At 31.6% G+C, this 25492-nt stretch carries 22 protein-coding genes and 2 tRNA genes; 12 read left to right on the forward strand and 12 right to left on the reverse strand.

Annotation, left to right across the window (positions count from 1 at the left end):
- The first annotated feature begins 23 nt into the window (after positions 1–23).
- Positions 24–413, forward strand: a complete 390-nt coding sequence (locus ACHRVZ_RS19580) for a hypothetical protein (protein ID WP_395424574.1) — start codon at positions 24–26, stop codon at positions 411–413.
- Between the two features lie 62 nt (positions 414–475).
- Here the strand turns inward: ACHRVZ_RS19580 and ACHRVZ_RS19585 are convergent, their stop codons facing one another.
- Entirely contained in the window at positions 476–1525 is a 1050-nt protein-coding gene (locus tag ACHRVZ_RS19585) for a serine hydrolase domain-containing protein (RefSeq protein ID WP_395424575.1), read from the reverse strand.
- Positions 1526–1963: 438 nt separating this feature from the next.
- On the opposite strand from ACHRVZ_RS19585, the gene ACHRVZ_RS19590 reads away from it, so the two are divergent.
- Positions 1964–2035 (forward strand) — tRNA-Glu (locus ACHRVZ_RS19590).
- 138 nt (positions 2036–2173) lie between these two features.
- On the opposite strand, the gene ACHRVZ_RS19595 is transcribed toward ACHRVZ_RS19590, so the two are convergent.
- The 3 genes from ACHRVZ_RS19595 to ACHRVZ_RS19605 all read right to left on the reverse strand — a co-directional run bounded on the left by ACHRVZ_RS19595 (position 2174) and on the right by ACHRVZ_RS19605 (position 5844).
- On the reverse strand, positions 2174–2518 hold the full coding sequence (locus tag ACHRVZ_RS19595) for a hypothetical protein (RefSeq protein WP_395424576.1): 345 nt from the start codon (positions 2516–2518) through the stop codon (positions 2174–2176).
- Positions 2519–2567: 49 nt separating this feature from the next.
- A complete protein-coding gene (locus ACHRVZ_RS19600; protein WP_395424577.1) occupies positions 2568–3938 on the reverse strand; it encodes a sensor histidine kinase in 1371 nt (456 codons plus the stop codon).
- A gap of 202 nt (positions 3939–4140) precedes the next feature.
- On the reverse strand, positions 4141–5844 hold the full coding sequence (locus ACHRVZ_RS19605; RefSeq protein WP_395424578.1) for a hypothetical protein: 1704 nt from the start codon (positions 5842–5844) through the stop codon (positions 4141–4143).
- A gap of 259 nt (positions 5845–6103) precedes the next feature.
- On the opposite strand from ACHRVZ_RS19605, the gene ACHRVZ_RS19610 reads away from it, so the two are divergent.
- From ACHRVZ_RS19610 to ACHRVZ_RS19635, 6 genes are all read left to right on the forward strand, one after another.
- Positions 6104–6799: a helix-turn-helix transcriptional regulator gene (locus ACHRVZ_RS19610; RefSeq protein WP_395424579.1), complete on the forward strand. Its 696-nt coding sequence runs from the start codon at positions 6104–6106 to the stop codon at positions 6797–6799.
- 124 nt (positions 6800–6923) lie between these two features.
- A complete protein-coding gene (locus ACHRVZ_RS19615; protein ID WP_395424580.1) occupies positions 6924–7472 on the forward strand; it encodes a DUF4494 domain-containing protein in 549 nt (182 codons plus the stop codon).
- A 183-nt stretch (positions 7473–7655) separates the two neighbouring features.
- On the forward strand, positions 7656–9182 hold the full coding sequence (locus ACHRVZ_RS19620) for a glycosyltransferase family 39 protein (RefSeq protein WP_395424581.1): 1527 nt from the start codon (positions 7656–7658) through the stop codon (positions 9180–9182).
- A gap of 162 nt (positions 9183–9344) precedes the next feature.
- Positions 9345–9417 (forward strand) — tRNA-Met (locus ACHRVZ_RS19625).
- A 450-nt stretch (positions 9418–9867) separates the two neighbouring features.
- Positions 9868–10722: an SPFH domain-containing protein gene (locus ACHRVZ_RS19630; protein ID WP_395424582.1), complete on the forward strand. Its 855-nt coding sequence runs from the start codon at positions 9868–9870 to the stop codon at positions 10720–10722.
- Positions 10723–10726: 4 nt separating this feature from the next.
- The gene (locus ACHRVZ_RS19635; RefSeq protein WP_395424583.1) at positions 10727–10897 is read left to right on the forward strand and encodes an Arc family DNA binding domain-containing protein; all 171 of its coding nucleotides are present in this window, start codon (positions 10727–10729) and stop codon (positions 10895–10897) included.
- A gap of 292 nt (positions 10898–11189) precedes the next feature.
- On the opposite strand, the gene ACHRVZ_RS19640 is transcribed toward ACHRVZ_RS19635, so the two are convergent.
- The 4 genes from ACHRVZ_RS19640 to ACHRVZ_RS19655 all read right to left on the reverse strand — a co-directional run bounded on the left by ACHRVZ_RS19640 (position 11190) and on the right by ACHRVZ_RS19655 (position 16165).
- Positions 11190–13202, reverse strand: coding sequence for a M13 family metallopeptidase (locus tag ACHRVZ_RS19640; protein ID WP_395424584.1), 2013 nt, complete (start codon positions 13200–13202; stop codon positions 11190–11192).
- A 300-nt stretch (positions 13203–13502) separates the two neighbouring features.
- Complete coding sequence (locus ACHRVZ_RS19645) at positions 13503–14240, reverse strand: tetratricopeptide repeat protein (protein ID WP_395424585.1); 738 nt, start codon at positions 14238–14240, stop codon at positions 13503–13505.
- 357 nt (positions 14241–14597) lie between these two features.
- Positions 14598–15305, reverse strand: a complete 708-nt coding sequence (locus ACHRVZ_RS19650) for a DUF6090 family protein (RefSeq protein ID WP_395424586.1) — start codon at positions 15303–15305, stop codon at positions 14598–14600.
- Positions 15306–15346: 41 nt separating this feature from the next.
- Positions 15347–16165: a DUF5694 domain-containing protein gene (locus tag ACHRVZ_RS19655; protein WP_395424588.1), complete on the reverse strand. Its 819-nt coding sequence runs from the start codon at positions 16163–16165 to the stop codon at positions 15347–15349.
- Positions 16166–16618: 453 nt separating this feature from the next.
- Between ACHRVZ_RS19655 and ACHRVZ_RS19660 the strand changes: the two genes are divergently transcribed.
- On the forward strand, positions 16619–17317 hold the full coding sequence (locus ACHRVZ_RS19660; RefSeq protein ID WP_395424589.1) for a pseudouridine synthase: 699 nt from the start codon (positions 16619–16621) through the stop codon (positions 17315–17317).
- A 626-nt stretch (positions 17318–17943) separates the two neighbouring features.
- Here ACHRVZ_RS19660 and ACHRVZ_RS19665 read toward each other — a convergent pair.
- Together ACHRVZ_RS19665 and ACHRVZ_RS19670 are read right to left on the reverse strand one after the other, a co-directional pair.
- Positions 17944–18210, reverse strand: a complete 267-nt coding sequence (locus ACHRVZ_RS19665) for a hypothetical protein (protein WP_395424590.1) — start codon at positions 18208–18210, stop codon at positions 17944–17946.
- Between the two features lie 14 nt (positions 18211–18224).
- Entirely contained in the window at positions 18225–18551 is a 327-nt protein-coding gene (locus ACHRVZ_RS19670) for a hypothetical protein (RefSeq protein ID WP_395424592.1), read from the reverse strand.
- A 52-nt stretch (positions 18552–18603) separates the two neighbouring features.
- Between ACHRVZ_RS19670 and ACHRVZ_RS19675 the strand changes: the two genes are divergently transcribed.
- Complete coding sequence (locus ACHRVZ_RS19675; RefSeq protein WP_395424594.1) at positions 18604–18753, forward strand: hypothetical protein; 150 nt, start codon at positions 18604–18606, stop codon at positions 18751–18753.
- Between the two features lie 231 nt (positions 18754–18984).
- Here the strand turns inward: ACHRVZ_RS19675 and ACHRVZ_RS19680 are convergent, their stop codons facing one another.
- Both ACHRVZ_RS19680 and ACHRVZ_RS19685 read right to left on the reverse strand, forming a co-directional pair.
- Positions 18985–19353, reverse strand: coding sequence for a hypothetical protein (locus ACHRVZ_RS19680; protein WP_395424595.1), 369 nt, complete (start codon positions 19351–19353; stop codon positions 18985–18987).
- 377 nt (positions 19354–19730) lie between these two features.
- The gene (locus tag ACHRVZ_RS19685) at positions 19731–20681 is read right to left on the reverse strand and encodes a homocysteine S-methyltransferase family protein (protein WP_395424597.1); all 951 of its coding nucleotides are present in this window, start codon (positions 20679–20681) and stop codon (positions 19731–19733) included.
- A gap of 740 nt (positions 20682–21421) precedes the next feature.
- Here ACHRVZ_RS19685 and ACHRVZ_RS19690 point away from each other — a divergent pair.
- Positions 21422–22516, forward strand: a complete 1095-nt coding sequence (locus tag ACHRVZ_RS19690) for an exopolyphosphatase (protein WP_395424599.1) — start codon at positions 21422–21424, stop codon at positions 22514–22516.
- A 183-nt stretch (positions 22517–22699) separates the two neighbouring features.
- Positions 22700–25324 (forward strand): phosphatidylglycerol lysyltransferase domain-containing protein, encoded by a 2625-nt coding sequence (locus tag ACHRVZ_RS19695; RefSeq protein WP_395424601.1) that lies wholly within the window; start codon positions 22700–22702, stop codon positions 25322–25324.
- The last annotated feature ends 168 nt before the right edge of the window (positions 25325–25492 follow it).

A 25492-nucleotide genomic window follows, 5' to 3' on the forward strand; every position in this document is an offset into this window, starting at 1 on the left:
CGAACGGTTACAAAACAGAAATCATGAGAGTCGAAAAATGTACAAGCGGTTCCAGTTCAAAAAGAAAATCTGTTAGTGTAGAGGGCAGCATAAATAAAAAACAGGCCTTTTTCGGACTATTTGATGATGAAGCTTATGATTTCCTTTCATACTTAAATGAGTCGCAGCAGGAAAACCTACAAAACATTGATTTCAATAACTTAAAGCCGCTAAAATTAAATGTGAGAGTTGTACAATTTGGCAACTCAAAAAACGTAATGTACATCCAGAAATATCAAACTGCCGAAGACGCTTTAGAAAAAAAATTACTACCCTGGATCGTAATCGAAATTGTTTTTGCTGGTTTATTAGCCGTGTTTTATTTTTTAAAAACGAAACAAAACCGAAATACAAAATCAGCACTTGTTCTTTAAGCATCAAGATGTGATCCGTTTTAAATTCTTAAACGATTAAAATATTTAAGAAATTAAACTTTCTAGTTATTTACAGGACTTTCAATTTGATTGAACGGCTTTTCGTCAAGAATAGATTGTATTGAATTACTAATTTCATCTAGATTATTCTGTTTATTATTTGTTACCAGAATAATTGTAAAATTAGGATTACTGACAAGTAAAGCTTGATAATTGAACGCCGCTCCATCGTGTACATGCTTTTTTACTTGTCCCTGATGAATTTCACCTTCGCCAAGACCGGTTTGACTTCCTTCAGAAAAAGGATTAAAAAGTTCCTGCGTTGATTGTGGACTAATAAGTTTAAATGAATTGATTACTTCAGACCATTTATAAAAATCTTCAAGATTTAAAGCTGTCCAGCCAGAAATATTGTATTTAATAATATCTTGTTTTCCTTTATTATTAAATGATTTTGCAAAAAGTTTTTCATTTTCAGTAGGATCTACAACTCCATTTTTTATTCCGACGGGTTGAAGCATTTTTTTCATTACAAAAGAATCGAAAGACATATTGGTTATTTTCTCTATGATTCTCCTTTGCAGAAATACGTTGTTGTTATTATAATCATACTTTGTTCCTGGTTCAAAATCAAGAGATACAGTGTTTTTTAAATGCATCATATTGTCAGAATCCTGATTAACTTCATTCCATTTTATTTGCGGAAGACCACTTGTATATTGAAGTAAATGAATAATTTTAATTTTGTTTGCCCAAGAAGGCAACTCAGGCAGAAACTTAGAAATTGAATCATCTAGTTTTAATTTCCCCTGCTCTTTAAGCATCAAAATACCTACCGCATTAAACTCTTTGGCGATTGAACCAATATGAAAGCGATACTTTTTGTTTAATTGCACTTTACCACTTGCATCTGCTTGCCCAAAGGATTTTTCGTAAATTATTTTTCCGTTTTCAGAAACTAAAACATTTCCATTAAATGCTTTCAACTTATGAGCTTTTTGAAATAAGCTATCAAGATTCGCTACTTTTTTAGAGGATTGACTGTAACAATTGCTACAAGTAATTAGCAAAATAGTAAAAAGTAAAATGCTTTTTATTTTAATTATATCCATTATTAGAAGTTTCAATAAATATAAAAAAAATTAAGGATCAACCTAAAAAAATCACACAAACCCAAGGAGATTTAAACAGCTTCGCATTAAAATTTGATACATCACGAGACTATAAAACAGTCATTTTGAAAAAATCACATAAAAATCGCAACACAAAACCATACGAATATTCTTTAAAATTGAGAAAATATCAAAATATTTTTTAAAATTATTCAAAGCTATAATTGCAATAAAACACGAAAAAAAACTTCTTTACTTCAATTTTAGTACAAAACAACCCATTATTAATCAAATAAATACATTTTACTTAACTCAATCCATTTACGGTTGACTATTTTGATGACGTTCCATTTTCAGAATAATTTCAAAAAAAATATTTTACGATCTTATTGTGTAATCTAAAAATACTTGTAATTTTGCACCCGCAATACAAAAGTAGGCCCGTTCGTCTATCGGTTAGGACGCATGGTTTTCATCCATGTAAGAGCGGTTCGATTCCGCTACGGGCTACTAAAAACAAAGCTTCAGAGAAATCTGGAGCTTTTTTTATTTAAATAGAAAATGAACAAAAAATGCGCAAAGTCTGAGAACATTTGCGCATTTTTTTATTTGAATTCTTTGTAGAGCAGGGAAAAGAAATATTTGGTACTATTTGAACTGAATGTTGCGACATTTATTTTCATTATACCATTTTAACCAGCCCTCTTTGTCTTTATAAAACACTGTCGAATTAGTATATTCATTAGCGTAGTTCATTAATTCTTCTTCTGAAACATGACAATATTTTGACAAAAATTCAATACCGTCATTAAACTCTTTTTTGTTAAACTCTTTCTGTAAAGTGTAATTCTCGACTTTATTAATATTTAATATAAAAGCATCCTTAAATTCAATATTTTCTTTACAACCATTTGCAGTGCTTTTTTTCAAATTCGAACATTGTGAATTCAATATTGAAAATATTATCATTATCAATAAGACTAACTTTTTCATACCTTCAAATTTAATATTTCATACTCCACTCCACGCAATTATCGCCAAATCATCGCTGCTCTAATGGCAAGGTAAATACAAAAGTACTTCCTTTTCCTGGTTCTCCATTTGCCCAAATTTCGCCCTTGTGCTTTTTTATAAATTCACTACAAAGTAATAATCCTAAACCACTTCCGGTTTCATTTTCGGTTCCTTTTTGAGTCGCTTTTCTGTTAATTTTAAATAACTTTTCTTTGACATTATCAGGAATTCCTATGCCATTGTCGATAATTGACACTTCAGCTTTCTGATTTTTCACTATAAGCTTTACGTCAATTTTGCCATTTTTTTCGGTAAACTTAATTGCATTGGTCAGTAAATTACGCACAACGGTATCAATCATGTTTTTATCTGCTTCGACTTCAACAAGCTGATCTGATTTGAAACAAAGACTGATATTTTTGTTTAATGCTGCATTTTTATTCAGTTCTATATTCTCATTAATCAATGTATTCAGTATTATTTTTTTGGGGCTAAATTCGATCATTCCCGTTTGCACGCGTGACCAATCTAAGAGGTTTTCCAGCAATTTGTAACTGTTTTTGTTTGATTGATGAAGCATTTCTGTAATTTCCTTAATTTCTTCAAGGCTGTAACTGTCAATCTCTTCGACTAATATTTCCGAAAGTCCGACCGATGATCCTAATGGTCCTCTTAAATCATGCGCTATGATCGAAAAGAACTGATTTTTGTCGCTTAACAGTTTTCGGATTTTAAGATCTTGCTTTTCTTTTACCAACAATAAAAATCCAACTGTACCAATGAGCGTCAGTAAAAACAAACTAATACTATACAAACTGTCAAAAACGCTGTTATTAAAAAACTGTTCCTGCGGATTCAGAAAATTATAAACCGTTCGCATTATAAGCAGCATCTCAAATCCACCGTAACAAAACACATAAAAATTTCTAAAAAAAGTATTTCTTTTTTCGAAAGAATATCGAATTGTTGGCGGCAAATAAATTGCAAATATTCCAACAGAAACAATTAAAACACGCGTATTGATTGAACTATCTAAAAAAGCCGCAACATTAAAAATTGCTGCAGCAGCAATTGTTATCCCAATTTGCCATTTGTAACGTTTTTTCGACTTAGTTTTTAGCAGCGACAACATTGCTATCGTTTCATAACAGCAAGACAAAAAAATCAATGTATTGGCAATATTAATAGAGATAAAATCCGGAACCAAATTTCTTAAAGCAATCAGAATCCATCCAATCGTCAATAACAATTTTCCGAAACCGAAGATTTTTAATATTTTTCTATTATCGCTGGTCGCATACGAAAACGAATAACTGAAAATAAGAATGCAGATAAAAAAGTTCGCCCAAAAATAAAGAAGAAAAAGTGTTTTTGGATCTAGCGGTAATAGTTCGGACATTATAACTGTAGTTTATTAAAAAAACTGATGTCCAAATATACAAATTAAGACAATAATTAAAGGACGTAAGATTATCGTTATAAAAACTGCGTTTTAAAAATAATTTTTCCCATAAAATTAACGATAATGAATTTTATGAGAAAAATTTATTTTTGTCCCAAAATCAAACTCATTTTGAGACGCAACTAATTAACTAAAAATTCTATTGGTGTGTATTCTCCAATTTTTCAAATGCGTATTCTGTCAATTCTTTTGCATGTTTTAAAAAAGCAGCACATTTATCTTCCAGAAGTTTATTGTTGGAAATATTATTGTTACTCTTTCCTTTTTTAGTTGATCTTTCAGCAGCTTCAGATAAATACTTATAAAGTTCTCTTTCTTTTGCGGCACTAAAATCAAAAGGCGAATCGACTTCTTGAATGTATTTTAAAAGAGAAAACAAATAGCTAATTGAAAATTTACTGGAATAATATCCCAAAAACATATAAATAAGCCCAATAGAAATTTGCTCCATTACTTTTCGAAAAAGTATCTTTTTTATAATAACAGAATCATCTTTGAAACAATTTTGAGCAAGACTAAATAATTGCTGTGCAATCAGTATTCGATTCTCTACATATTTTTTCGAAAAATTAATGTCCCGCGCTACGATATTGGCTTCAGAATAATCCAAATACATCGGATTATTATATGCCAAATGTCCGTTTGCAATAATCGTATCAAAAAAATGTTTCTGATTTTGATTCTTCTTACGCACATAACTTGAGCTGTGATAAAGAATGGTGACTTTGTACTTACCATCAAATCTGGCTTCTATTAAACTTTGCATCAACAACATAGCTTTCTCCGTATGTTCCAGATATACTACCAATAAATAAAAGTGATATTTAGGAACGTCTTTAGAATAACTCTCCTCCTTATTTCTCTTATTCTTGTTGTAAATTGTTTCATAACCAAAACAATAAACAGATCGTATTTTAAAACATTCTGCCAGCACAGCGCTTATCTCAGTCAACGCATTGTCAATTATATAATTGGGTAACATTTTATGATTGAAAATAGCTTTTCCTAGAAAATTTTGACGACTTAATTCTCTTAGCTTTTCCTTACATAATTCTGAATATTCTAAAAAGAGTCTGTTGAGCTCCCGCTGCATTAATTCAATTTTTGTTTTTGCTTTTGCAATCAAAGCATCATCGATAGAGTTCATGGTTTGTCCTTGCACAATACTGCTATAGGCAGCATTTAGCGCAACAAAAATTTCTTTATCATCTTGTGACTCTTTATTTAGTATTTCTTTGAACTTGGGCGCAAAATCAATTATATAATCGTAGTGCAATAATAAACAGGTCGAGCTAATAAACTCGGGAGTTAGAAATTCTGAGGCACAGATATAAATATAACGCAAGGTTTGATGCAATGCAAAAGCTGCTTCTACATTTTTTTTGTTTCTGGTAAAAATAGAAACGTTTCTCAAGCAAACTACAGCCGCCTCAAAATCAGTATAAAATCGTTTTTTAGCTTTTTGAACCAGCGCTTTTGAAGTGTTTTTTTGAGGATAAAATATTTTAGCATCCGCTTCAAAATAAACCAATTCTTTAAGTGTACAATGTTGAATAAAATATGGTTTTCCTTTTCTAAATCCGTACGAAGCCCAGTTGTAATTAACAAACTTAAAAATAAAATCCGGGTATAATTCTATCAGTTTATCTGAAGCACTTCCTAAAGTATCTCCATCCTGATCACAATTTTTTCTGAGAATAAAAGTAACAACAACAACATTGGTAAAATTATTATACGAAACGTAAACTGCTCCCGCTTTAATAAAATGGAGTAAATCTATAATTGCCATTTCCAATCGGTCACGATGAGGATTGTTTCGAGCTATTTTAAGTAAATAATCCATACTTTATTTTTAAATATTAAACCTGACTTCTCTTTTTTTGGTACTCTCTGTTTTTACAATTGCACAAATCTGACTTGCATTCCAAAATATTTTCTTGATTTTTCGCTCTTATTGATAATGATAATCGAGATCATAAGATATTTCTTGATTTTTTTTGTACGTTTGCTTATTGCTCAATTTGTTTCTTTTTACTTACAAATATAGAGAGTATTAACTACATATAAAAATAAAAAAGAGTAAATAATCAATAAAATATAAAATGATTGTCAATAGAATCCTACAACTTATTAAATATAAAGGAATTAATAAAAGAAAATTCTACATTGAAACCGGTCTTTCTAATGGCTTCTTAGACAAGGTGAAAGACATTGGTGCATCAAAAATAGAACAGATACTTACTACATATCCTGACATCAATCCTGAATGGCTTTTAACAGGAAATGGTAATATGACTGATACCATTATTTACGACAATGATCTTGGCAGTAAATTTGATCAATTTGAAGAACTGCCGGCTAGTTATAGAAGAATCGAAAAACAGCAAGTTCCGCTTTATAATGTAGAAACTTCTACAGGAATTTCGCTGTTTGAAGATCTAAATTTGGAACCTATAGATTATATTACAGTTCCTAATTTACCCAAATGCGATGGTGCAATTTATGCCAATACAGATAGTATGTATCCGCTTTTAAGAGGAAGAGATATTATTTTATACAAAAAAATAGCTAACACTATCGATACTATTTTTTGGGGCGAAATGTATATAATCTCCTTAACAAACAATGATCTTGAAGAATTTATTTTACTCAAATGGATTCAAAAGTCGGCCAAAGGAGAAGATTGGATAAAATTGGTGAGCGAAAATCCGCAACACGAATCAAAAGACGTTCTTTTTAAGAATATCAAAGGACTTGCGGTAATTAAAGCCAGTATTAGAATCAATCCTACTTACTAAACCTTAAAGACTCATAACTAATGATTTATAAAATTCCACTTGAAATTGTGAATATCTATTTCGTAAATTCAGAATTTATTTTCCTGTAAAATCTATCTTTGGCATCCTTAAAAAAATTAAAGAGATGAGCGCAACTTGGTACGAATGCAAAGTAAAATATAGAAAAACTGACGAAACTGGTGGACAAAAAGTACTAACAGAACCTTATTTGGTAGATGCTTTGTCTTATACTGAAGCCGAAAAAAGGATTAATGAAGAGATGGCGGCTTATATTAGTGAAGAATTTAAAATTACAAATATAAAAGTGGCTAATTATGCCGAGATTCATCCTTTTGAAAATGCGGATCGTTGGTTTAAATCAAAAGTTTCATTACTGGCTTATGATGAAGAAAGTGGTAAAGAAAGAAAAACTAACATGTATATGTTGGTACAAGCCAATGATGTGAGAGAAGCTTATGACAACACGCTTCATATCATGCAAAGTACAATGGGGGAATATTCTATTCCGGCGGTTTCTGAGTCTCCAATTATGGATGTATTTCCATATTTCAGCGGTGAAGAAGGTGAAACGGAACAATTGGAAAGATTCAATAAATTGAAAGCTTCAAAACCTGCTCAACCGGACGTAGAAACTGTTGACCATATGGAATTTGAAACTGCGTTGGAGGAATAAATCCTAAAACCGATAAAATGCAAAAAAGCTTCAGAGAAATCTGAAGCTTTTTTTGTTTACAATACTGCATAACGTTCTCATCTTAAACTTAATTCAAAAAAAATGATATATTAGCTTAACATTTTGATCAGGAATTTTAGTTCAAAGTATCAAAAACAACCAACCACGAAACCAAGAACCTCAATGACCAAAAAAACCTTAATTCTACTCGGATTTATTCTTTTAAAATTCGCATTGCAATATATTTTAATTAGTCCCGAATACGATTTGCAGCGCGATGAATACTTGCATCTTGATCAGGCACATCATTTGGCTTGGGGTTATTTATCAGTTCCGCCGGTAACTTCCTGGATTTCGTATAGTATATTCTTACTCGGCAATTCTGTTTTCTGGATTAAGTTCTTCCCTGCCCTTTTTGGCGCATTGACACTTTTAATTGTCTGGAAAACGATCGAGTTACTCAAAGGAAATTTGTATGCTTTAATTTTGGGCGCAACCTGCGTTTTGTTTTCGTCTTTGTTGCGCATTAATATGCTGTATCAACCCAACTCTCTCGACGTTTTGTGCTGGACAGGATTTTATTACATTATTATTCAATACGTTTCGACCGAAAAAACAAAATGGCTGTACATTGGCGCGATCACTTTTGCTTTTGGATTTCTAAACAAATACAATATTCTCTTTTTACTTATTGGCCTCTTGCCTGCTCTTTTATTGTCTGATCAAAGGAAAATCTTGGCAAACAAAAAACTATATTTTGCACTGATTCTAGGATTGATGCTGATTTTACCAAATCTATTATGGCAGTACAAAAACCAATTTCCGATTGTGCATCATATGAAAGAATTGGCGGAAACACAATTGGTAAATGTTGACAGAATTGACTTTTTAAAAGAGCAATTATTATTTTTCATCGGCTCGTTTTTTGTTATTCTTGCGGCTTTGTATGCGTTATTATTTTATAAACCTTTCGCCAAATACAAGTTCTTTTTTGCTTCGATCATTTTTACACTTGTTGTTTTTATTTATTTTAAAGCCAAAGCTTATTATGCCATTGGCTTGTACCCCATTTATATTGCCTTTGGAGCAGTTTTCCTTTCGGAAGTGCTACAAACAGGCTGGAAACGTTTTCTAAAACCGGTTTTTATTATTATTCCGTTATTGTTTTTTATACCGATGTACAACTTAGCTTTTCCAAATAAAAGTCCGGAATATATCATGACACATCCTGAGAAATATAAAAAACTAGGAATGCTTCGCTGGGAAGATGGAAAAGATCACGCGTTGCCTCAGGATTTTGCCGATATGCTGGGATGGAAAGAACTCGCCCGAAAAACAGACTCTGTTTATGCATTGATTCCAAATTCTGAAAAAACATTAATACTTTGCGACAATTACGGACAAGCCGGCGCTATCAATTACTACTCAAAAAAAGGAATAAAAGCAGTTTCTTTTAGTGCTGATTATGTCAATTGGTTTGATCTTTCTATTCCGTATAAAAACCTCATCAGAATTAAAGATTACGAAGAAAAAAGTACTGAATTTCAAGAAACGAGCCCCTACTTTAACTCATCAGTCATTGCCGACGAAATAACGAACAAGTTTGCACGCGAATACAAAACCACAATTTTTGTTTTTACAAAGGCAAAAATCAATATAAATAAAAGAATTGAAGCCGAAATTAGAGAAGAAAAAAATTATAATAAATAAAACCAAACAGCGTTTTTTCTTACTACCGAACTTCTTAGTCTAAAACACAAAAAACAAGACCCTAACAATCATAGCTTTACACTAAAAAATATTAAATCGAAAAATAATTCATGTTTTTCTTTGCATAACTGTATAAACTGTGTATCTTTGCACCCGAAACAACGCGGGATAGAGCAGTAGGCAGCTCGTCGGGCTCATAACCCGAAGGTCACAGGTTCGAGTCCTGTTCCCGCTACTAAAACAAAAAGCTTCAGAGAAATCTGGAGCTTTTTGTTGTTTAATGCTATTTTTTACTCATTCTGAGCGAAATAAAAGAACACCAAGAACTAGTTATAAAAAGTCAGAAGCCTTTTATGGTCTTACGGTTTTTAAGAACACAAAAAAATGTGTAAAGTCAGAGGCATTTGCGCATTTTTAAATTAGGAACTCTTTCCGGAATGGACTTTCTTATTTCTATTTTTTGTGGATTATAGTTGCGGGTGCAAAGTCAGAGACGTTTGCACAGCAGGGGCTTTTTTTGTTATCAGTGCTTTTTAGATTTTCTTTATGATCAGGAACTTATACCTTAAATTCTAATTTTTCTCTTTGTCCAAGCTTACAATATTATTAGAAAAAGAATATTTTTATATTAAAAAATTATATATCTTTATGATATCAATTTAATATCATTTAAATATTACTCATTATGAAAACAGAAAAAGTTTTAATACCCTTCAATGGCTATTTAGTTGTTGCAATTCTATTACTTTCAATAGCAATAACGCTTTATGGCTTTATCACAAACAGCATGGTATTAGCAGTGGCTTCACTTCTAGTGTCTGTTCTTTTAACAAAGGGTTTTATTGTAATAGGCCCTAACAGCTCAAAAGTTCTATTACTGTTTGGAGATTATAAAGGAAGTATTAAACAAAGCGGTTTGTTTTGGGTAAACCCATTTTATAATAAAACGAGTTTGTCTTTACGTGCAAGAAACTTTGAAAGTGAAAAAATTAAGGTTAATGATAAAATGGGAAATCCTATTTTAATTAGTGTTATATTAGTCTGGAAAGTTAAAGATACATTTAAGTCCACGTTTGAAGTTGATAACTATGAGGCATTCGTTAGAATCCAAACGGATTCGGCTGTTAGAAAACTTGCAGGTTCTTTTCCGTATGACCATTTTGAAGATGAGAGAGCAACGATAACATTAAGTACTAATTTTGATGATGTTAACAAAGCACTTGAACACGAAGTGACACAACGATTAGAAATCGCTGGAATAGAAGTAATAGAATCAAGAATTGGATATCTAGCCTATGCTCCTGAAATTGCTCATTCTATGTTACGACGACAACAAGCATCGGCTGTTGTTGCTGCACGTCATAAAATTGTAGAAGGCGCTGTAGGTATGGTTGAAAGTGCTTTAAAACTATTAGCAGATAAAGAAGTTATAGAATTTGATGAAGATAGAAAAGCAACAATGGTAAGCAATTTAATGGTAGTACTTTGTGGCGATAGTGAAACTAAACCTGTAATAAATACTGGTACTTTAAATCAATAAAAAGATGTCTGAAAAAAAGTCATTTGCATTAAGAATTGATTCAGAAACAATGAAAGCAATTGAAAAATGGGCTAATGATGAATTTCGTAGTATCAATGGTCAGATTGAGTGGATGCTTAATAATAGCCTAAAGAATGCGAAAAGATTAAAGGAAAAAAATGAACAAAAAAAATAAAGCATAAAATTATTATGTAAATGCAAACTAGAAGAAGAACTGCAGTTAAGTTATTTTTCTAATAATCATTTACTAAATATCTCATTTTTTTCAAATCATCCACAAAATGGTTCGAGAATTGTCTCGTTAGGACTACTAAGACAAAGCTTCAGAGAAATCTGGAGCTTTTTTCGTTTAGGCTAAAACGTAAAAAATTTGAGTGCTTTTGTAAATTTTATAAGAAACAAAAAACTGCGCAAAGTTCACAGAGACATTTGCGCAGCTTTTCATGGTCACAATTCGAAGAGCGAAATTACCAAATTGTTATTCTGTCTTTCTTAGGCAAAAACATTTTATCTCCAGCTTTTACATTAAACGCTTCGTAAAAAGGCGTAGTATTCATTAGAGGACCATTAACACGCCAATTTGGTGGAGAATGTGGATTGTTATTAATCCACAAACGCAGGAACTCGTCTTTCATTTTTACTCTCCATATTTTGGCTATAGAAATAAAAAAGCGTTGGTCTGAAGTAAAACCGCCAATTTTTGTATTTCCTTGTCCCTGCTCGGTCATTTTAAAAGCATCATAAGCAACTGCTATTCCGGCAATATCTGCCGTATTTTCGCCAACTGTCATCGCACCGTTAATGTGCAGATCGCCTAAAACAGTGTATGTGCTGTATAAATTGATAACCTGTTGTATTCTTGACTTAAACTGTGCATAATCCTCTTTTGTCCACCAGTTTTTCAAGTTGCCATCCTTGTCATATTGAGCACCCTGATCATCAAAAGTATGGGTTATTTCGTGACCTATAACCATTCCGATACCTCCATAGTTAAGTGCATCATCTGCATTATTATCAAAATATGGAGGTTGCAAAATACCTGCAGGAAAAACAATTTCATTTGCAGTCGGGTTATTATATGCCGTAACTGTTGGTACTGTTGTATACCATTCTGATTTATCGACCGGTTTACCCAATTTTGCCAATTGAAATTGATATGCAGCTGTAGCAGCCGATACCATATTCTCAAAATAGGTATTCCTAACTATATGTACATTGTTATAATCTTTCCATTTATCCGGATATCCTATTTTCTTAGTAATGGCAAACAATTTTTCTTTAGCCTTTTGTTTTGTAATAGGACTCATCCATTCCAATTTATCAATTCTTTTGGCATACGCTTTTTGCAGATTATTCACGAGGATTAACATACGTTTTTTAGCATCTTCAGAAAAATATTTCTTTACATACAATTCACCCAACGCTTCGCCTAAATAATTATCAACGACATTCGCCATTTTTTCGCCACGTGATTTTTGAACTGCCTGACCAGAAAGCACTTTAGTATATTCAAATGAGGCATCGACAAAAGGTTTACTTAAATCATCTGCATATCTTTCTATAGCATTTGCTTTGAGGTAAATTTTCCAATTACTAATAGGAATCGTCTTTAAAAGCTTATTAAGGGCATCATAATAAGCAGGCTGGCCTACATTAATGAAATCAGTTTGAGCTCCTAAATTATTAAAAAAAGTAGTCCAGTCTATGTTGGGATGTCTTTTAGCAAGATCCGAAACAGCCATTTTATTATAATTTGCCTGTACATCCCGAAGTTCAACTTTTGTTTTATGCGAAACTGCGAGTTGTTTGTCAATATCATAAACCAAATTAGCATTCTTTTTAGCCTCTACTGCATTGCTGCCTGTTTGTTGAAACAATGTAGTAAGGTATTTTTTGTACGCTTCCTGTATGGCAACAGTGGATGAATCTGATTTGAAATAATAGTCCCTGTCAGGCAAACCAATACCCGTTTGATAAATTTGGGCAATGTTCATACTGCTGTTTTTTTCATCGGGTGACACTCCAAAAGCTATAATAGAAGAATTGCTCACTTTTACCTCATTAACGACAAAGTACATTAAGGATGGTAAATCACTAATCGCTTCAATTTTAGAAAGCAGAGGTTTGATAGGTGCATAACCGCGTTTGTCAATGGTTACAGTATCCATACCTGATGCATAAAAGTCTCCTACCTTTTGTGCTATACTCCCTGCTGAATTCTTGCTTTGCGAAAGACTGTCTAATATTCCTTGCAGGCGCATTCGCTGCGGGTAATTCATAAACATATAGGCACCAACTCCGGCTTGAGATGCAGGAATTGAGACAGAATCATACCATTTGCCATTTACATATTTAAAAAAATCATCACCAGGTCGCAATGTGGAATCTATTCCAGTGATGGTAATATCTTTTTTTTCTTGATGTTTTGAGCACGCTGTAAAAGCTAAGAATGCAATGAAGAGCATTAATGAATTTTTCATAATCTGAACTATTTCTATTAAAATGAACTGAAAAATATTTGAAAACTGATGTCTTAAAAATGTATATACCTGGCATAGCTAATTTTAACAGAACAATATACGAATTCGGTTTTTAATTCTAAAGTTTACCTATCCTATTGTTATTGTTATGAAAGCGTTTTTTAAATTGATTTAGAATACGGGTATGACGTCAGGAGACATTCGCACAGCTTTTCATAAGAACTGAAGAGCGGAATTTTTACTTGAAAACCTATAATAATTGACAAAATAAAAACTAAATCTAAGGGTTATTCATGAAAATTAAAATGCAATAGGAAGGTTCCATTTTTCCCATAAATCGACATTTATACCTTTATTCTTAGCAGAAACGTAAATTACTAAATTCTTAAATATTGATAAAATTTCTTCTTTTGCAAGTGCTGCTTCTTTTTCATCTCCAATAATTTTAAGTATTTTGACATCTGCAGAATCATATTTATTTATGGTAAGCTGAATATAGACTTTACTAATATTTTTCTGCAATAATATTTTAGAGTTTTTAAATTTGCTGTATAAAAGACTTAAAAACTTTTCATTAATAGCATTTTTTTCTATGAAAAAAAACTCCTTACCATTGTAGATGAATTTCGGTTTTTCTTCAACATCATTTATAGACATTATAGTACCATCTCTAAAATTAGGACAATTCTCTTTAATTACAGCTAATGCTTCTCCATCATTAAGTATAAAAGCTTGATAAAAATGCTCACAAGCATTTTCTTTGTCACCAAGCTGCAATTCAGAAGTTGCTAGGTTGTACCAGTAATTTTTGTTACTTGGATCAATTTTTATTGCTTTGGTATAGATATCTTTAGCTAATAAAAAGTTATTTTCTAGAAAAGCTTTTTCGCCCGCAATCATTAACTTACTTTCCTCACTATTTTGCGAAATACAAATTTGACTCAAAAGAAAAAAAAAGGGTATAAATAATCTATTGAATTTTAAATTATTTCTAAAGAAATTTTTAGTAGATACTTTCGGATTTTGAACAATTTTCATAAGTAAGTTTTACCACTCAAAATTATAAAAAAACAAATAAAAACCTACATACAATAATCGTAACTAATAACATTTTAATCAAAAATACCACCGCCATAAGCCTAATTAGTATTATAAAATTTTATACGCGATTAATTCCATTTTTAAATTACTAAAAAAAATATTTACAATGACTTAATTCGATGAAATTTAAATCCTATAATTTTACAATTAACTACTTAATTTAAAAAGCTTCAGATTTCTCTGAAGCTTTTTTGTTTTAACTCACTTTTTACCCTCCTCTTTGTCAACATCTAGATCTGTTCGCGAGTGGGACGCTCTCTCGAGTGATTATCAAACGGCGGTTGTGTGCTGTTTTTATTTATTCAACTCTTTTTCAATTGCTTTAATAAGTTCAATTGCTTCCGGTTTTGTGTTTTGGTCATAAACCCTTATGTTATTATTACCTAGTTTGACAAGAAATTCGATTGTCTTTTTAAACTTTGGGTCTGAATATAGTTTTTCTTCTGATTTATCTGCATTTTCTATCATTTTGTCAAAACACTTAAACAGAAAATCATTATACATTTTATCAACTTCGTTAATTGCCGGTACATATATTTGGTAATAGCTTAAGATTTTCTGTTTTAATTTTTCATCTTCAATGTAGCCAATTTTACCACTTGACTTAAAACCTTCATAATTACCAACACTTATCATTTGTCCATGTGAATAAATTGGAAAATCTACCTTGTCTTTAGATTTATAAATACTGTCAAGTTGGAGAGTCGTTAGTGCTAAAATATTTTCATAACCTATGTTTGACTTTTTGTAAGCTTCCTTTTCAATATCGATATTTTTTATGTCACTCTTCAAATCATTCTTTAAATTACCAAGAAATACAGCCACTTCGTCCTGTTGATGTTTGTGTTCACTCCAACTATGTAAACCTATTGAAAGCGTTACCGCAAAAACGATTATAAAAATTTCTATGATGATTTCTTTCACTTTCTCTCCCAATGTGTGCTCTGAATTTTTCACTGTTTTGTAAATTTTTTCTGAATGTTTCGTTATTTCTTCTTGCATAATTTAGTTTTGTAATTTTAACTTTAGGTGCTGGTGGTTGGCTATTTTAGTACGCTATTCAATTCAACGACTTCAAAGTCGTCATTATATTGTAGTAAGTGTTTTAGTACAGGAATATGTCCTTGTCCAAATATTAGTATAACGTATTTGTCATTTTTATTTACTTGACTTATTACATTAGCGTAAATCGCTAAATTCCTCAAATACCAATCAGAAACTGATTCCGCACCAATATAATTCTCTCCTGCACCAATTTTCGCATAATACTTTAAGTACAATGATAAATTTTTACGCAAAAGTTCATCTTTGTTTATGTATTTTATTACTTCGGTTATTGAATTTCGTCTTACTACACTATCTAATTCACGCATTAAGCTATTTGCAGAAGCACCTAATTCATTTAACAAATACAATTGATTTTTTTCTTTAGCAGTTACAGAAACTAAACTATCATGTTTCATTCCATAAAAAATATCTACACAATTTATATGTTTTAAATTTAATTTTTTAGCTAACCTAAAACCAATTTGCTCTCGTTCAGAAACTGTTAATTTATACCTGTTTTGTAAATACGCGTTATACAAACTATCGATTTGCGTTTGTTGATTAAGTGGCCTTTCTATCATCACTTTATCAGCATTTGTTCGCTTTAAAATTTCAGTCAATTCCTCCAGCTCTTTCTGTCTTTTGGGTGCTAAAAAATCATCTGTTTTTAATTCAAACTGATCCAAATGAGGCGTTTCGAAGTGAATTGTCCCAATTAATAAGATTTTTGTTTTATGTTTAGATTCTTGTCCAAAAGTTGTTGTTGCAATTAAAAGCGTAATTAAAAATGTAGCAATTGTTTTAATGAAAGTCATTTATTTTTTAGTTTATTTTTTATTATTATCGTTCCATCAAATTGCCACCAACTTATTCATATGTGTTGCAAAACCACACAAAGCGACCAAAATCGGGGTATATATGTGTGATAAGTATTACACATTTTTTGTTTTCAAATATATAATTTTTCTATTATAAATCATCATTAGGGCTTTTATTTTACTGGATGTTTTTGATACACAGAATGAATGTAGCTATACTAACAAAAACTACTCTGGTTAGTAATATCAATTTTGTTTATTTGATCAAGATTCCGGATACGAAGTCAGGAGAAATTTGTCACAGCTTACATAAAAACTCTTCGGAGAGCGGGAATTTTTGCAATGGCAATCTCTTATTTTGTTCTTCGATCTAAAATAAAAAAAAGAAAAGCATCGAAACAAATAAGTCTTAAAAGTCGTTTTAATCGAAATCTCGTTTATTTTTGCCAAATGTTAGAAATTCTTTACCAAGACGAATACATTATAGCAATTAATAAACCAAGTGGATTATTGGTTCACAAATCATTTTATGCGCGCGATGCAAAAGTTTATGCTATTCAAGAATTGAGAAATCAAATAGGAGGCCAACACGTTTATCCTATTCATCGATTAGATCGCAAAACATCAGGTATCTTGTTATTTGCGTTGGATAAAGAGATTTTAAAAATCATGAATGATCGTTTTGCCACACGCGAAGTCGAAAAAAAATATCTAGCCATTTTACGTGGTTGGTCACCAGAAGAACTAACGATTGATTATGATTTAATTAATGATGATGACATTAAACAAAATGCAATAACATACTTTCATCGTTTGCAAAATGTCGAAATTGAGTTAGAATTTAACAATCGACCAACTTCACGATATTGTTTGGTAGAAGCGATTCCTGAAACTGGACGTATGCATCAATTACGTAAACATTTTAAACATATTTTTCATCCCATTTTAGGAAGTCGTCCACATGGTTGTAACAAACAAAATAAATTATGGCTGGAGAATTATGACCTAAAAGGAATGATGCTGCATGCGCATCAATTAATTTTTAATCATCCAATACACAATGAACAATTAATCCTGAATGCAAAGATTAATGAAGAGTTTGGCAGAGTAGGCAATATTCTTAACCTCGATTTGAGTAAGTACAAATAGAATAGTGATTTGTAAATTATTGTTCTATTGTGAAACAATAGTTTACAATATAAAGATAAGCAAACACTGTCTTTTCGCTCCCCGAAGTATTCATTGTCAGCGCTACGGAAATGTCTCTGACTTTACGTTATTCTTAAACAAATTTAATCTAAAAACGAAAAAGCTCTAAAGTCTCCGACTTTCAAAATATAGTTTAATATGAATTGTATCTTATTGAGAATTTAGAAGCTAAAACATTAATAACTAGATTATTATTTTTTATAAAATATTCTTCGCTAAAACTTTTAAAACATCTTATTAAATCTGATGATTTCCCATTTTCAGATTGTACAATCATATGAATATGATTACTCATTATTACATAACCATACAAAATCATTTATTACAACGTAAAAAATTGCGCAAAGTCAGAGACATTTGCGCAATTTTTTATAAGGAACTCTTCGGAAAGTAAAGGGCTTTCTAATGTTTTAGGTTTGAAAAAAACATACAGCTTTGAACATAAAAAAACTGGTAATCTGTGAGGTTTTTTATACTCTTTATCGACTTTCTTTGAGGGTGCGAAGTCAGAGACATTCGCACAGCGCCTTATAAGAACTCTTCGGAGAGCGGGGCATCACGATGCGCTAGCGATGATTTTTCCAGTGAGTTGCTTCTATATATTTTAAAACAGTTTGGTTTTTATCATATATAAGAAAATCTAATTTATCATTTGAAATAGATTGATTTTTTATAAATTCTTTTGCCAAATCTATATTATTAAATAACGAATATATTTCATCGTTAAGGTCATTCTTATATAGTTCCAACTTGACATTCAATACATGACCTGTTGCACCATCAGCAATAACTACTGCAACTTGCTCTTCGCTCAAAATTGGGAATTCCTTCATATTTAATAATTTTATCATTTTATTGGAGTTACAGTTGCACCTGAAATCGAGCCTTTTACTAAAAATTCCGATTCATTAACCATTCCTCCACCTTGTTTTAGAACAACATTCTTAACACTTGGACTTGTGACTATTTGGCTATTAGGAACCTGCATTTCCATCATAACCCCATCTCCACTTGTTCTTAAAGCATAATTTTTGGCGACCTCTGGATTAGTGGTCCAAGAAGTAAAATTACTATTAGTATTTCCACCATTATGCTCTACGGCAGTGGCAATACCTCCTTTTGGTGTTGCAGTACCTTGAACAGCATTCTCAAAAGCAGGACTCGTACTATTCACTCCTCTGTATAATGTTGTCGAACCTTCTGCATTAACAGTTGCTGCGACTCCTTTGGCAATCGACGATTCTGTTGCTGAAATTGAGCCCTTAGTTGCTATGGCAGCTACAGCAACTACCGCTAAATTCCCAATAGCTTCTGCATCACCTTTGCTAGCTCTTTTTACAGTACTAATAGCCCCAGGTATGCCAGTTGCATTATAAGTTTTAGTTTTTGCTGAACTATAATTACCATTATAAACATCTTTACCAATACTCCAAGCTGTTTTAGCCCCCCCGCTGTGCGAAGTCTACCGACTTCGTATCGTTCCAATATTCTATATTGATTGTTACTCATTTTGCAGACTTCTTTTTGTCGATTCTCTTTGCGGGTTCGAAGTCAGGAGACATCCACACAGCTTTTCACAAGAACTCTTCGGAGAGCAGAGGGATACATTACTCATCTGAAAGCTTATCATCTCTTTTGTCAATACAAAAAACTAGAAAGAAAAAAATTACATTCAAAGCTTGCAACATCATAATCCAAAAAGTATTCAAATGCCGATATACTTGATAATGTTTATGATAAGTAACAAAAAAAGCTAATAAAAAAATTGATTGTCTTGTTATTCTAACTGAAAATGGTTTATATAATAACCCTTCAATCTTACTCCTTTCTTTTATCAAAAGAAAAATTAAAAGAGAAATTGAAGTCAAAAACCAATAATAAAAATTATTCCCTCCTGAAACAAGTATCATAAAATTCAATACAAATACAACCAATACAAATACGAAAAAGCGAAAAAAAACATACTCCTTACTCATCTTATTTTATTTTAAAACTTCTGTTTTACGATATAATTCATTTTTAATATTTTCAGCGATAATACCTGGTATTAATTTACTTGAACCTACATCAGCTGCCGCTCCAGCAAACAGCTGAGTTGTAGTTGACGCACCCCGCTGTGCGAAGTCTCCCGACTTCGTATCGTTCCAATATTCTATATTGATTGTTACTCATTTTGCAGACTTCTCTTTGTCGATTCTCTTTGCGGGTGCGGAGTCAGGAGACATTCGCACAGCTTTTCACAAGAACTCTTCGGAGAGCAGGGGTATTCATCCATCCACAACACTACGCAAATTTCCAACATTAAAGTAATGGAAAAATCAACAATATTGCTACAGTTTTTCACTAATAGTCTTTACATTTTTTTCAATTGCTTTAAAATCTCCAAGATATGCGCTTCATCGGTGCCGCAGCAACCGCCAAACACATTTAAATTAGCAAAATAATTTTTTAATGCTTTATATTCTTTGCCTAATTCTGTTGGCACTCCCCTGTCTAATGTGATACTGTCATCTAATTCTGCATGACTTTTACAAGAGGCATTTGCTCTAATACCTTTGATACGTTTTACCCACTTCTCATTTTTATTTTCTAAAAGTTCATTAAAAAAATGAGTCGGATGAGCACAGTTTATCATATAATACAATGGCCGAACAGCAACACTTTCATCTACTTTTTCGATTGCATCTTTTAAACTCATTCCGCTTGGCAATTGACCGTCTGTTTCTAAAGTATACGAAATAACTACAGGTAAATCAACAGAATTTGCGGCTCGGGTAATTCCAATTGCTTCTTCAACATAGTTTAAAGTAAGAGCCGAAATAAGATCGACTGGAGTTTGACTCAAAACACCAATTTGCTCCGAGTGATAATGTTGTGCTTCTTCAATGTTCATTTCATTTTCAGGAACAAAACCATCTCCTCTTGGCCCAATACATCCACTTATAAGAATAGAATTTTGATCATTTGTAAATTCTGTTTTTAAATCAACTAAAAGCTTGATGGCTTTTTCATTTAGCACTGAAACTGCATTTCCAGAATATCCAATTTTTTGAATCCAATCAGCATTTGCACGCCAAGTTGGACTTTCCAAAATAAAATTTGTTTCGTATTCTTTTGCTATTTTAAGATACCGCCTGTAATAATCCTTAATTGCATTATAACCATTTTCGCTTTTTAGCAAATCAAAAGCTGCAAAATAAGGAAGATCAAATCCTTCCAGAAAAATTAATGTTGTTTCAAGTCCACCGTCCGTTAAAAATAAAGCATCAGATTCATGTGGAAAGATTTTTTTACTTTTTTCCATCTCTTATTCATTTTTTATTAAAAATAATGTTTGGCAATCGAATGTCGAAAAGTGCTTGAATTGATTTATTTCTGATTTATTTTCGAATTACTATAAGCTGACAAAAGAAAAACACACAATCCTGCAGAAAATAAGCCTTTTGCCGAATTGCTTCACGTCTCGGCGCCTGCTTATTTTTATAATTAACGACTATTCAATTCAGAGTATAAAGTTATAAAAAATCAAAAACAACCTAATAAACAATTAGTTACAAAAAATCAAAGAACAAAAAACCGATTTTTTATCATTATATAAAATTTTAAATCCTTGCGACAGACAAAACTTTCCAAAAATTTTAAATTTCTTGTGGCAAAAACAAACATCTCATTTTTATCAAAAAACCGCATAAAATAAGGGATAATTAACAATTTATTCTTCTATGAACTGGGTTTAGATTGATAAAATATTTATAAATTTGCACACTTGTATTCAATAGTTTTTACATAATAGTATTTTAGATCTGGTGTCCAACCGCTCTTTTATTTAGTCCTTTAAATATTAACAATAATGAAGTTGTTTTTACTTTATCGTTAATCTAAAAGACAACTAAATCACTCTAAACAGATCTACTTCTAATGTGTTAAATTATTAACATTCAAAATCATCAATTTCAATTTAAACTACTAACCTACACACCAGTACAACAAATAAATTACCCTACATTCTTTATTTAAATTATATTATAAACACAACTAAATCCAATGCTTAAAAAAAACAAACCCCAAATTTTATTTTTTATTCTATTAAATCTATTTTTTTCAATCAATTCATTTTCTCAAAAAAATGTTTACGCCGGAATTGAAATCGGACGCAGAGCGATAAAAGTTTCAGTTCTAGAAGTAAATAACATAAAGAAAGCTGATTATAAAATTCTCTACTTCGCGAATGAGAGAATTAGTCTTGCCGACCATATTACGGCTAATGGCGCGCTTACTCAGGACGATATCAATAAAACAGGTATTATCGTTTTTGATCAATTGAGAAAAATAAGAAAGGATTTTAAACTTCTAGAAGAAAACATCTTTATAGTAGCTGCTCCTGTTTTTTCATCGGCTAGTAACATTGATGCTTTAAAAAGCAAAGTTACTTCACTAACAAACAAATCTTTTGATATTATTGATGTTAACGAAGAAGCTAAAATACTCGTTAAAGGTGCAATACCTCCTGTTGATTATTCGAACGCTTTATTACTTGATATTGGCGCAAAAAGCACCAGAGGCGGATACATTGAAGAAATTGACGACAACAAATTAGAGTTTATTCCTCTTGAGCTTGATTTTGGTACAACAACACTTACTGATGCAGTAAAGAAAACGGTTGCAAACAAAAACCAAACAAATGACATGGCGGTATATCAGGAAAAATCTTTTGATTTTAACACTGTTCTACGTAAGAAGATTAAAGAAATGCTTGATGCAAATCCTCTTTTAGCGAAAAAAGAAAAAATCTATTTGTCTGGCGGGGCTGTTTGGGCTTTTTCAACACTATATTACGATGAAAACGTTAAAGATCATTATGTTCCTTTAACTATGGAAGACATTTTGTATTACGATGCAATCCTAAAAAACAATTTCAACAAGTTCAATAACCTTGCTAAAACCAATAAAGAAGCAGCAAGAGTTTTGAGTACATATGACCAAACGTACCTTATCTCTGCAAATAATATACTATTGTCGTGTGTAGAAGGTATTCCAAACTTAGAAAAAAAGAAAATGTACTTTGTAAAAGAAGGACAAGTAACATGGCTTATCTCACACATTGCTGATCGTTCTAAAAAAATAAACACTAATTTTTAAAGCAATTGCCTTTTCATAATAAATTACAAAACAAAGCTTCAGAGAAATCTGGAGCTTTGTTTAATTTCGGCCTAATTCAAAACACTCCTAAAAAACTTAATCCATTTATTTTTAGGACATAAACCATTATAAATAACAAATAAAACCAGTATTTTTATAATGAAGTAAATAACTGTGTTTATTATGACAGAGACAAAAAACGCAAATACTACTACAAACCTCTTCAGGAAAAGAATTGCTAATTACTTTTCTAAAAATTGGAAAATACTGGCTCAAATTGTCTTGACATTTACTTTTTTTCTAATAGGTTTTTGGTTTATAAAAGAGGAACAAAACGAGCTCTATCAAATTAAAAATAGTATTAACAATGCAAACCCTTTATGGCTGCTTATTGGGTTCTTAGTAACTCTTTTATACCTCTTTTTGCAAGGCTTGATGTATGTCGCATCATTTTCTGCCATTGGCGCCCGAATAACCTGGAGAGATGCAACGTCATTATTTATAAAACGCAATTTTATAAGTGTGTTTATTCCTGCTGGCGGCATAACCTCACTTCTATATTTTACTGAACCATTACTAAAAAAAGGAACTACAAAAACACAAGTTCATATCGCCTCTGCCATATACGGATTTGTTGGTATTGTATCGGTGATTCTTTTTGCGATACCATTATTTCTGTATTCAATATTAAAAGAAACCGTCGGTTATGATGAATGGCTCGTTTTAGGTCTTGTAATTTTCATTGTTTCATTGTTTGTTCTTGTTTTCAATTCTTTAATTAAAAAGAGAAGGTTCTACACTTTCATCACAACAAAATTCCCTAAAGCCGAACCTTTTTTAACTGACTTACAAGAGCATAAAATCGATCGAAATAAGTTTCTAAAAATAATACTGGCCTCTATCTCAATTGACATTCTTGGTATTTCGCATGTTTATATTGCAATGAAAGCGCTTTCATTTGATCCGTCACTTTATGCAGCGACAATGGCTTATGTAATTGCGGTTATTTTCTTGATTATTTCTCCATTTTTAAGAGGTTTAGGCGCGGTCGAAGTATCTATGGGTTATATATTAATTCGCTATGGTTTTAATAATATGGAAGCTGTTGCCATAACATTATTGTATCGCTTTTTTGAGTTTTGGCTCCCTTTACTTGCCGGCATAATTCTTTTTATTTCAAAAATACAAAAACTCCTAATGCGCATTTTTCCGGCATTGCTTTTAATGATTCTTGGTATTATCAATATCATTTCGGTTCTCACTCCCGCAATTCATGACAGACTTCATGTACTGAAAGATTTTTTACCAATCGAAGCCATAAAAACCTCTAATTATCTGGTATTAACTGCGGGGCTTTTTCTATTGGTTACCTCAGCATTTATGTTAAAAGGGCTCCGAATGGCGTGGTGGTTTGCAGTACTTTTATCTGTAATTTCTTTGGTTGGAAACCTTACCAAAGCAATTGACTTTGAAGAATCTTCTGTCGCTTTTCTAGTGTTATGCGTTTTGATTGCAACACGAAAAGAATATTATGTAAAAACAAATCCAAGACTAGGTCTTATTGGTTTACAGACTTCGATATTAAGTGTTCTGGCAGTTCTTGTTTATGGCGTCTTAGGCTTTTACTTCTTTGATAAAAAACATTTTAATATTGATTTCAGTTTAAATCAATCGATTTTATATACGCTTCAAAATTATTTTTTAATGGGCAGTGATAGTCTGCATCCAACTGGAACTTTTGCAATGCATTTTTTGATTTCGCTCAAAATTAGCGGATTTCTTTCTTTTGGATTTTTAATCTATACATTGGTCAAACCTTATATACTAAAAAACACCGCAACTGACGAAGAAAAAGCAATTGCAATTGAACTGGTTCAGCAATACGGAAACTCAAGTCTTGATTATTTTAAAACTTATTTTGATAAGCTATTCTTTATTTCTAAAAGTAAAAATGCCTTTATTTCATATCGATTATCAGGAAATTTTGCTGTTGCTTTAGAAAATCCGGTTGGTAATACGAGTGAAGAAATTAAACGTTGTATTCTTGAATTTGATCAATTCTGTTACGATTTCGGATTAAGAAGTATCTATTATCGAATTCCCGAAGCAAGCTTAAAAACCTACACTGAAATTGGCAAGAAACACTTTTTTCTTGGGCAAGCCGCCATTGTCAATCTTCAGGAATTTAGTATGGAAGGTCAAAACCGAAAATCATTGCGCAATGCAATAAAAAAAATTACTGATCTTGGTTTGCAAGCCACCATTAACGAACCTCCGATAAAAGATGGATTATTGCAGCAAATTAAAGCTGTCAGCGATCAATGGCTTCAGGAAAATTCGAGAAAAGAAATGCTTTTTTCGCAGGGAATTTTTCTTTGGGAAGATCTCAAAAAACAGACAATCATTACGGTAGAAAACAGCGAAGGAAAAATTCTTGCTTTCTTAAACATCATTCCGGATTATGCAAAAAACGAAAGTACTTATGATCTAATCCGAAAAACAAACGATGCTCCCAACGGTGTTATCGACTTTATTATGGTCGCGTTTTTCAATCATCTAAAATCAAAAGACATTACTTATGTAGATCTTGGTTTGGCACCAATGAGCGGCATCAGAAACCCACAAACTATTCAGGAAAAATCAATGAAGTACGCATATGAGAAAGTAAAATCATTCTCACATTATAAAGGCTTACGCGATTTCAAGGATAAATTTTCTCCTTCATGGCACAATCAATATATTGTTTTTTCAGATGATTATGACTTGATTCAAATACCTCGTATTTTATCGAAAGTGATAAAACCTTAAATGTAATTAACTCTAAAAATAAAATCAACACATTGGGTTTAATTAGTAAAAAAACAATTTAACACATAGAACTATGTTTGTTAGTACAAGTGAAACGTCTTTTTTGAGAAGCCCGAATCTATGTCTCTATGTGTTTACCCAAAGAGATTTAATTAATACAATCTACAA

Source organism: Flavobacterium sp. FlaQc-57, assembly GCF_044007395.1.
Taxonomy (GTDB): Bacteria; Bacteroidota; Bacteroidia; order Flavobacteriales; family Flavobacteriaceae; genus Flavobacterium.

Bases quoted from the DNA above. Each gene is read 5' to 3' on its own strand.
- ACHRVZ_RS19580 (WP_395424574.1), top strand. From the start codon at position 24: ATGAGAGTCGAAAAATGTACAAGCGGTTCCAGTTCAAAAAGAAAATCT.
- ACHRVZ_RS19585 (WP_395424575.1), bottom strand. From the start codon at position 1,525: ATGGATATAATTAAAATAAAAAGCATTTTACTTTTTACTATTTTGCTA.
- ACHRVZ_RS19595 (WP_395424576.1), bottom strand. From the start codon at position 2,518: ATGAAAAAGTTAGTCTTATTGATAATGATAATATTTTCAATATTGAAT.
- ACHRVZ_RS19600 (WP_395424577.1), bottom strand. From the start codon at position 3,938: ATGTCCGAACTATTACCGCTAGATCCAAAAACACTTTTTCTTCTTTAT.
- ACHRVZ_RS19605 (WP_395424578.1), bottom strand. From the start codon at position 5,844: ATGGATTATTTACTTAAAATAGCTCGAAACAATCCTCATCGTGACCGA.
- ACHRVZ_RS19610 (WP_395424579.1), top strand. From the start codon at position 6,104: ATGATTGTCAATAGAATCCTACAACTTATTAAATATAAAGGAATTAAT.
- ACHRVZ_RS19615 (WP_395424580.1), top strand. From the start codon at position 6,924: ATGAGCGCAACTTGGTACGAATGCAAAGTAAAATATAGAAAAACTGAC.
- ACHRVZ_RS19620 (WP_395424581.1), top strand. From the start codon at position 7,656: ATGACCAAAAAAACCTTAATTCTACTCGGATTTATTCTTTTAAAATTC.
- ACHRVZ_RS19630 (WP_395424582.1), top strand. From the start codon at position 9,868: ATGAAAACAGAAAAAGTTTTAATACCCTTCAATGGCTATTTAGTTGTT.
- ACHRVZ_RS19635 (WP_395424583.1), top strand. From the start codon at position 10,727: ATGTCTGAAAAAAAGTCATTTGCATTAAGAATTGATTCAGAAACAATG.
- ACHRVZ_RS19640 (WP_395424584.1), bottom strand. From the start codon at position 13,202: ATGAAAAATTCATTAATGCTCTTCATTGCATTCTTAGCTTTTACAGCG.
- ACHRVZ_RS19645 (WP_395424585.1), bottom strand. From the start codon at position 14,240: ATGAAAATTGTTCAAAATCCGAAAGTATCTACTAAAAATTTCTTTAGA.
- ACHRVZ_RS19650 (WP_395424586.1), bottom strand. From the start codon at position 15,305: ATGCAAGAAGAAATAACGAAACATTCAGAAAAAATTTACAAAACAGTG.
- ACHRVZ_RS19655 (WP_395424588.1), bottom strand. From the start codon at position 16,165: ATGACTTTCATTAAAACAATTGCTACATTTTTAATTACGCTTTTAATT.
- ACHRVZ_RS19660 (WP_395424589.1), top strand. From the start codon at position 16,619: ATGTTAGAAATTCTTTACCAAGACGAATACATTATAGCAATTAATAAA.
- ACHRVZ_RS19665 (WP_395424590.1), bottom strand. From the start codon at position 18,210: ATGAAGGAATTCCCAATTTTGAGCGAAGAGCAAGTTGCAGTAGTTATT.
- ACHRVZ_RS19680 (WP_395424595.1), bottom strand. From the start codon at position 19,353: ATGAGTAAGGAGTATGTTTTTTTTCGCTTTTTCGTATTTGTATTGGTT.
- ACHRVZ_RS19685 (WP_395424597.1), bottom strand. From the start codon at position 20,681: ATGGAAAAAAGTAAAAAAATCTTTCCACATGAATCTGATGCTTTATTT.
- ACHRVZ_RS19690 (WP_395424599.1), top strand. From the start codon at position 21,422: ATGCTTAAAAAAAACAAACCCCAAATTTTATTTTTTATTCTATTAAAT.
- ACHRVZ_RS19695 (WP_395424601.1), top strand. From the start codon at position 22,700: ATGACAGAGACAAAAAACGCAAATACTACTACAAACCTCTTCAGGAAA.